Source organism: Rhodococcoides kroppenstedtii, assembly GCF_900111805.1.
Taxonomy (GTDB): domain Bacteria; phylum Actinomycetota; class Actinomycetes; order Mycobacteriales; family Mycobacteriaceae; genus Rhodococcoides; species Rhodococcoides kroppenstedtii.
In genome coordinates, this window is sequence record NZ_FOJN01000003.1 from 315,258 (window position 1) to 322,291 (window position 7,034).

5 protein-coding genes and 1 rRNA gene are annotated in these 7,034 nt (G+C 69.9%); 4 read left to right on the forward strand and 2 right to left on the reverse strand.

Annotated features, from left to right (window positions below; genetic code table 11):
- Window positions 1–129: 129 nt before the first annotated feature.
- Entirely contained in the window at window positions 130–2,175 is a 2,046-nt protein-coding gene (locus tag BMZ18_RS05650; RefSeq protein ID WP_170851461.1) for an N-acetylmuramoyl-L-alanine amidase, read from the forward strand.
- Between the two features lie 7 nt (window positions 2,176–2,182).
- Here BMZ18_RS05650 and BMZ18_RS05655 read toward each other — a convergent pair whose 3' ends face one another.
- Window positions 2,183–3,004 (reverse strand): Cof-type HAD-IIB family hydrolase, encoded by an 822-nt coding sequence (locus tag BMZ18_RS05655; RefSeq protein WP_068361896.1) that lies wholly within the window; start codon window positions 3,002–3,004, stop codon window positions 2,183–2,185.
- Between the two features lie 80 nt (window positions 3,005–3,084).
- On the opposite strand from BMZ18_RS05655, the gene BMZ18_RS05660 reads away from it, so the two are divergent.
- The 3 genes from BMZ18_RS05660 (at window position 3,085) to BMZ18_RS05670 (ending at window position 6,831) form a co-directional block, all read left to right on the forward strand.
- Entirely contained in the window at window positions 3,085–4,767 is a 1,683-nt protein-coding gene (locus BMZ18_RS05660) for an ABC-F family ATP-binding cassette domain-containing protein (RefSeq protein ID WP_068361892.1), read from the forward strand.
- A gap of 131 nt (window positions 4,768–4,898) precedes the next feature.
- Window positions 4,899–6,281, forward strand: coding sequence for a GntP family permease (locus tag BMZ18_RS05665; RefSeq protein WP_068361889.1), 1,383 nt, complete (start codon window positions 4,899–4,901; stop codon window positions 6,279–6,281).
- 1 nt (window position 6,282) lies between these two features.
- Window positions 6,283–6,831, forward strand: coding sequence for a gluconokinase (locus tag BMZ18_RS05670; protein WP_244516424.1), 549 nt, complete (start codon window positions 6,283–6,285; stop codon window positions 6,829–6,831).
- Window positions 6,832–6,940: 109 nt separating this feature from the next.
- Here the strand turns inward: BMZ18_RS05670 and rrf are convergent.
- Window positions 6,941–7,034: ribosomal RNA gene (gene rrf, locus BMZ18_RS05675) — 5S ribosomal RNA — on the reverse strand; the annotation flags it as partial.

The window sequence follows — 7,034 nt, forward strand, 5'->3', positions numbered from 1 at the left end:
GTGGTTACTGTGACGCATGTTGCGCACCAGAAGCCACTTCCGTCACATCCGTGACAGCGATGACCGGTGCGCAGCGACGTCTACCAGGGGAGTACAGCAGTGCACCGTCGCCCGAAGCCCGCGCTCGTCATGGGTGTCGTCGCCGCGCTGGCGGTGACCACCCCCGTTGCCGTCCATCTCGTGCGGCAGCAACACACCGACGTGCAGACCGCCACCGATTCGGCCGTCGTGGTCCCCACACAGATCGCCAAGCTCGCGCTGGCCAGCGCGCCCGACATCGTCATCCCGCTCGAGGAGCTCACCGGTCTCCCGCTGCCCGACATCGACCTCGGCTCGCTGCGCGACCTGCCGATCCCGGACAACCTCGAGATCCCGGCCATTCCCGGCCTCACCGCGCCCGTCGCCCCGGCCCCGCTCGCACCGGGCGACGTCGCCGGGGCCGTGGAGATCCCGGCCAACGGGGCCGTGGTCAAGGAAGTCGCGCAGGACACCCCGTTCAGCATGGTCGCGCTCACCGCCGAGCAGCTCGGCAACGCCGTCGCTCGCGTGCGCGCCCAGCTCGAGGACGGCTCGTGGGGTCCGTGGAACGAGACGCAGCCCATCGACACCGGCCGCTCCGATTCCGACGTCCCCACCGCCGCCGCGGGCACGGAGCCGATCTACGTCGGCGAGACGAAGCGCGTGCAGTTCCTGCTCACCCCCACGGTGCCCACCCCGGCCGCGAATCCGGCCGATCCCGCTTTCCCGGTGCCGCCGGCTCCCGCGCCCGCAGACCCCGTGCCCGCTCCCGCCGAGCCCGCTCGGCCCGCCGCAGACCTCGGCTACATCCCCGCGTCGTCGTCGAGCCCCCTGCGGACGCAGCCGGCCGACCAGTCCGCACAGACTCTCGCCGACGCGGCAGCCGTCCTCATCACCCCGGGGACGTCGGCCGCCGACGCGACGCTGACGGACATCGCGACGCCGCTCGCCGGATCCGGCCCCGCGGTCATCTCCCGCGCCCAGTGGGGAGCCGACGAGTCGATTCGCTGCGGCAGCCCCACCTACGACGACTCGTTGGGCGGCGCGACCATTCACCACACCGCCGGCAGCAACGACTACACCCGCCGGGAATCCGCGGGCATCGTCCGCGCGATCTACGCCTACCACGCGAAGACGTTGGGGTGGTGCGACATCGGCTACAACGTGCTGGTCGACAAGTACGGCCAGATCTTCGAGGGGCGCGCCGGCGGACTCGACCGCAACGTCGAGGGTGCCCACGCGGGCGGGTTCAACGAGAACACCATGGGTCTCGCGCTGATGGGCGACTACAGCCGCGTCGCCCCGACGCAGGAGTCCATCGACGCGGCCGGGCGGTTCCTCGGCTGGCGGCTCGGCAAGGCCGGCCTCGACCCGATGGGTCGGACGACGATGTACTCCGAGGGCACGCAGTACACCTTCGTCCCGCAGGGCAACGCCATCGATCTGCCGGTGATCTTCGCGCACCGCGACGTCGGCAACACCGAATGCCCGGGTGACGCCGCCTACGCCCGGCTTGGCGACATCCGCACCATCGCGGCCGCCAACCTCGGGGGCGGCACGACGACATCCCCCGTCACCTCGCCCGACACCGTCGTCGGCGGCGGCACCGTCCCCGCGCCGCCGAGCACCGACGCCTCCGGCCGGGACAGCAGCGCCGCCCTGCGCGGCCTGGTGTCCGACCTCCTGCGCATGGGCGTGCAGAACCCGGTGGTCCAGAAGTGGGTCGCCGAGGGCGGCGAGAGCGGACGCCTCGGCGCCGCGCTGACCGGGCTTCTGCCCATCGCCGACGGACTCGAGAAGGCGGACTTCGTCAACGGCTCGATCTACACGACGCCGACCGGCCAGGTGGTCTCGGTGCTGGGCAAGATCTACCAGCAGTTCGTCGCGCAGGGCTCGGAGTCCGGTTCGCTCGGCCTGCCCACCACCGACGAGTACGACGTCCCCGGTGGAAAGCAGACCGACTTCACCAACGGCTCGCTGATCTTCGATCAGGTCACCGGCATCGTGACGACGGTGATGAAAACGTTCGTCGACACCTACACGACGGAGATGAACGCCGGCGCCCCGGCGACTCCGGCTCCCGAGGCGGCTCCCGCCTCCGGGCCGGCTCCCGCTCCGGAGGCCGCCCCGGCCCCCGAGCCGGCCCCGGTGGGCTGACCCGGCCTCATCCCCACCAACGTTCGACGACGCGGGCCACCCCGTCGTCGACGTTGGTCGCGGTGACCTCGTTGGCCGCGGCGATCGCATCCGGATGGGCATTGCCCATCGCGACGCCGTGGCCGACGGCCGTCAGCATCGGAACGTCGTTGGGCATGTCTCCGAACGCCACCATCTCCGACGCCTCGATGCCCAGCGTCCGGCCCACCTCGAGCAATCCCGACGCCTTCGACACCCCGGGCGCGCTGAGTTCGATCAGCCCGTTGTCGGTGGAGAACGTGACGTCGGCCAGATGCTCGACGTGCGTGGTGATCGCCGCCGCCATCGCCCCGCTCGTCATCGACGACTGGCGAACCAAGAGCTTCACCGCCGGCGCCGACAGCACGTCCTCGGCCGAGGTCTCGGTGTTGTCGGGATTGAGCCAGGCGTGCTCGTAGCCGGGCTCGCTGACGAACTGCGGCGTCGCGGAATCGTGTGCGGATTCGCCCACGCGCTCCACCGCGAGACCGCATCCGGGCAGCAGGTCCCCGACGACGGCGGCGATCTCCGCCAGTGCCGTGACCCCGAGAGTCCGGGCGGAGATCACCTGGTCGGCCTCGCTGTCGTAGAGCACCGCACCGTTCGCGCACACCGCCCGCGGAGCCAGGCCCAGCTGCTCGACGACGGGGGTGATCCACCGCGGCGGTCGACCGGTCGCGAGGACGAACACGTCTCCCGCCGCCACGACCGCGTGGACGGCGTCGCGGGTGCGGGCACTGACGCGCTCGTGCCGGTCGAGAAGCGTTCCGTCGACGTCGGAGGCGACGAGGCGCGGTCGGTTGGGCTGCATCGTTCGAGTCTGCCCGACCGCACCGACGCGCCCGAATATCGGGTGACTCCTGCCGGGGTGCCGCCGTACGCTGATCGCCCGTGGCTCATCTCGAACTGGTCGACGTCGACCTCGCGCTTCCCGACGGTCGGCCACTCCTGAACGGTGTCTCGTTCCGGGTGGGAGACGGCGCGAAGACCGCCCTGATCGGTCCCAACGGAGCCGGAAAGACCACCGTCACACGACTTGTCGCGGGTGAGATCGAGCCCGATTCCGGGACGGTGACGCGATCGGGCTCGCTCGGGGTGATGCGCCAGTTCGTGGGCAAGGTCCGAGACGAGACGACGGTCCGCGATCTCCTGCTCTCCGTGTGCGCCCCCGGGGTACGGACCGCCGCACGCGCCCTCGACGACGCGGAGAACGCCATGATCGAGCGGGACGACGAACGCACCCAGATGGCCTATGCCACAGCCCTGTCCGACTGGGGTGACGCCGGCGGTTACGACCTCGAGCCCTTCTGGGACGAGGTCACCACGGCCGCTCTCGGCATGCCCTACGACCGCGCGAAGTGGCGGGCGGCCGCGTCGCTCAGCGGCGGCGAGCAGAAGCGGCTCGTGCTCGAGGCTCTGTTCGCCGGGTCCGACCGACTGCTGTTGCTCGACGAGCCCGACAACTATCTGGACGTGCCGGGCAAGCGGTGGCTCGAACGCACCATCGCCGCGTCCGACAAGTCGATCCTGTTCATCAGTCACGACCGAGAGTTGTTGTCCCATGCGGCGACTCGCGTGGTCACGCTCGAGCCGGGTGCGGCCGGGGCGTCGGCGTGGGTGCACGGCGGCGGATTCGGCACCTACGCCGATGCGCGGATCCGACGCACCGAGCGTCTCGACGAACTCCGCGCACGGTGGGACGAGGAGCGCGCCAAACTGCAGGCACTCGTGCTCCGGCTGCGCGAGAAGGCGAAGTTCAACGACGGTGTCGCCTCGCGGTACCAGGCGGCGCGCACCAGGCTCGCGAAGTTCGAGGAGGCCGGGCCACCGGAGGCGGTTCCGTTGCGGCAGAACGTGTCCGTGCGCCTGACCGGTGGGCGCACCGCCAAGCGCGCCGTCGTGTGCACCGGGCTCGAGCTGACGGGCCTGATGGCGCCGTTCGACACCGAGATCTGGTACGGCGACCGCGTCGCGGTCCTGGGCTCGAACGGATCGGGCAAGTCGCACTTCCTGCGTCTGCTGGCCGGCGGGGGATCGGATCCCGCACCCGAGCACCGTCCGGTCGACGAACTCGACCTCGCGGCCGTCTCGCACACCGGCACCGCCGTCCTCGGTTCTCGGGTGCGGCCCGGTCTGTTCGCGCAGACCCACACCCGACCGGACCTCGAGGGGTCGACCCTGCTCGAGATCCTCCATCTCGGAACAGCGCATCGGCCGGGGATGGGACGGGACGCGGCGTCGCGCGCGCTCGATCGCTACGGGCTGTCGCGACAGGCCGAGCAGAAGTACGACGACCTGTCCGGCGGCCAGCAGGCACGCCTGCAGATCCTGCTGTTGGAGCTGTCCGGGGCGACCCTGCTTCTGCTCGACGAGCCGACCGACAACCTGGACCTGGAGTCGGCGGACTCGCTTCAGGATGCCATCGCCGCGTTCGACGGCACCGTGATCGCGGTGACGCACGATCGGTGGTTCGCCCGGAGCTTCGACCGGTTCCTCGTGTTCCGCTCGGACGGACGTGTCACCGAGTCGGACGAGCCGGTGTGGGACGAGGCGCGAGTGCAACGGCAACGGTAGGTCGCCGGTGGGTCCTTCCGTTCCGCTGGGCAAACGGAACGTGACGATTGGGACACGGTGCCCGTGCGTTCGGCTCGGGTCCCGACCACCGGACCTTAGGGTCGGGTCACACCGAGGAGAGGCGTGACCGCGTGGACATCATGGAACCGGCGTACGGAACCGCGTACCTGCTGACAGTCGCGGCCGTCGCCGTCGCCGTATTGCTCGTCCTCATCATGAAGGTGCGGCTGCACCCGTTCCTCGCACTCGTGCTCGTCAGCATGGTCACGGCCGTCGCGGCCGGTATTCCGCTCGCCGATGTCCCGGACACCCTGCTGGCCGGATTCGGCGGCACGCTCGGCAGCGTGGCGTTGCTGGTCGCCCTCGGCGTGATGCTGGGGCGCTTGCTCGAGAAGACCGGCGGCGCACAGGTACTCGCGAACACCCTGATCGCGCGCTTCGGCGAGAAGCGAGCGCCGCTGGCGCTCGGTATCGCAGCCCTGATCTTCGGCTTCCCCATCTTCTTCGACGCCGGACTGGTCATCTTCCTGCCCATCATCTTCTCCGTTGCGCGGCAGTTCGGGGGCTCGGTGTTGCTGTACGCGCTGCCCACGGCCGGCGCGTTCGCCGCCATGCACGCCATCGTGCCGCCGCATCCCGGACCCGTCGCCGCGGCCGACCTGATGGGTGGCGACATCGGACTCACCCTGATCGTCGGCGTCCCGGTGGCCGTCGTCGCCTGGTTCGTCGGCGCCTACCTTGTCGGTACCCGACTCGGTCGACGCATCGTCACCTCGCCCGCCGCGATGTTCGGGGACGCGTCGGACGGCGACGATCGCATCGCCGCGGATCCCCCGAAGTTCGTGGCAGTCCTGGGTCTGCTGCTGTTCCCCCTCATCCTGATCTGCTTGAACACCGGGATCTCGACCCTGCAGACGGCCGGCACGGTCCCCGAGGACGCGGCCTGGGCGGACGCGCTCGTTCTCCTCGGTCAGACTCCGGTGGCTCTTCTGCTCACCGTGCTGTTGTCACTGGTGGTTCTCGCACCCGGCCGGTTCTCCATGCAGCGAGCCACGGCGCTCATGGACGACGCGCTGGGCCCGATCTGCGCGATCATCCTCATCACCGGGGCCGGCGGCATGTTCGGCGGCGTGCTCCGCGCCAGCGGCATCGGAACGTCGCTGACGGAATCCCTGTCCGGTCTCGGCTTCTCGCTCATCGTCCAGGCCTTCCTCATCGCCACGGCTCTCCGCGTGGCGCAGGGAAGCGCGACGGTGGCGCTCACCACCACCGCGGGCCTGGTGTCGGCGCAGGTCGCAGCGCAGGAACTCGACGATTTCCACGTTGCCCTGCTGGTGTTCGCCATCGCCGCAGGCTCGACCGTGTTGTCCCACGTCAACGATTCCGGCTTCTGGCTGGTCGGCCGATTCTTCGGCATGGACGTCAAGACCACCCTGAAGACGTGGACGGTGCTGGAGACCACCCTCGGTCTCGCCGTCTTCCTGCTCGCTGCACTGCTCTGGGTAGTGTTCTGAGGTGATCACCGATACCGGCGCCGCCGACACGGACGCCTCGACCGGCCCACCTCGCCACATCGTCGTGATGGGGGTGTCGGGAACCGGGAAGACCACCGTCGGGAAGCGTGTCGCCGCCGAGCTGGGAGCTACCTTCGTCGAGGGTGACGCCCTGCACCCGAAGGCCAACATCGACAAGATGTCGGCCGGCCATCCGCTCACCGACGAGGATCGGGCTCCGTGGCTGGCGGCGATCGCCGACGAAATCCGGCGGATCGCCGATGCGGGGGGAACCTCGGTCACCGCGTGCTCGGCGTTGCGGGTGACGTACCGGGACCAGCTCCGCACCGGGTTCCCGGACCTGTTCTTCCTTCATCTGCAGGCGGATTACGACACGTTGTTGGCCCGCATGACGCGTCGCAAGCACTTCATGCCGCCGTCGCTCCTGCAATCGCAGTTCGACACGCTCGAGGAGCTCGCGGCCGGCGAGCACGGCACCGGCATTCAGGACGTGGATGGCATCGACACGGTGGTCGCGGCCGCGCTCGAGGCTCTGGGCGTTCGACGCTGACGCGGGCCTCGTGGCCCCGCCGGGCCTGCGAGACAGACGAATTCGATATCTGGTCCTGAAACGCACTGAACCCCCCGACCGTGTGGTCGGGGGGTTCGGTGGAATGGTTGTTCGGCGGTGTCCTACTCTCCCACACCCTGTCGGGTGCAGTACCATCGGCGCTGGAGGGCTTAGCTTCCGGGTTCGGAATGGGTCCGGGCGTT